Origin of the sequence: Micromonospora sp. BL1 (assembly GCF_003667485.1) — a bacterium.
Taxonomy (GTDB): Bacteria; Actinomycetota; Actinomycetes; order Mycobacteriales; family Micromonosporaceae; genus Micromonospora; species Micromonospora tulbaghiae.
In genome coordinates this window covers 1-985 of sequence record NZ_RCVK01000051.1, presented here as the reverse complement: position 1 = coordinate 985, position 985 = coordinate 1, and the positions used below count along the sequence as shown (strand labels likewise).

Below are 985 nucleotides of genomic sequence, written 5' to 3'. Positions count from 1 at the left end.
CGAGGTGCACCACCATGACCTCGCCGAGCGCGAACCGGGTCACCGCGTCCGGGTGGTCGGCGATCTTGTCGGCCAGCACCGCGAGCCGGTGCCGGGTCGCGCCGATCGGGGCACAGATGGCGGCGTCGTACTCGGCGCTCGCCGCACCGGCCGCGGCGGCGCCGTTGGAGAGCACGTCGACCACTGTGGCGTCGGGCAGGTGCTCCCGCAGCCAGCCCCGGCACTGGGTGGACGCCTGCGGGTGGGCCGCGACGGAGCGGACGTCGGACAGTGTGGTGCCGGCGCGGGCGGCCAGCACGAACTCCACCGGCAGAACGACCTCGCGGGTGATCACCAGCGGGTCGCCCTCGACCAGTTCGTCGAGCGTCACCCCGACCGCACCGCCGATGGAGTTCTCCAGCGGCACCAGCGCCGCGTCCGCCTCCCCGGCGCGTACCGCGTCGAGCGCCTCACCGACGCTGCGGGCCGGCGTGCGGTCCCCGCGCTCGGCGGCGGGCACCGTGCGCAGGGCCTGCTCGGCGAAGGTGCCCTCGGGGCCCAGGTAGACGAAGCGGGTCGGCGGTGTTCCCGGCATGCCGACCAGCCTACGCACCCGGCGTGCCGTCGCAGGCCAGGGTACGGATGCCGGCCGGCGCCACGGTCCGTACCTCGACGCCGCACACGTCCGTGCCGGCGGTGACCAGCCTCGGCGTGCCGGTCTCGCCGCGCGTGACCACCTGCAACTCCTCGTGCCCGGTGACGGTCAGCACGGTGTACTGCCAGCCCTCGGCGCAGAGCGGACCGGTCGCCACCGTCACCTTGACGTCGCGGGGCAGCACGCCTGCCGAGCCGCGCAGCAGCGCGACGATCCGGTCGCCGGACGGCCGCCCCCGGCAGGGCGCCGCCGAGGACGGCGCGGACGGCGAGGGCGTGGGCGGAAGGACCGGCGCCGATGGGGTCGGGGTGGCGCTCGGGCTGGGCGTGGCGGACGCGGACGGGACCGGGA

General features: G+C 76.4%; 2 protein-coding genes. Both read right to left on the bottom strand.

Going from position 1 to position 985, the window contains the following annotated elements:
* Positions 1-574: prephenate dehydratase domain-containing protein (locus EAD96_RS00235; RefSeq protein WP_305034050.1), on the bottom strand; the 574-nt coding region annotated here is incomplete at its 3' end.
* A 10-nt stretch (positions 575-584) separates the two neighbouring features.
* The coding region (locus EAD96_RS00230) for a hypothetical protein (RefSeq protein WP_121682862.1) at positions 585-985 on the bottom strand (401 nt) is incomplete at its 5' end.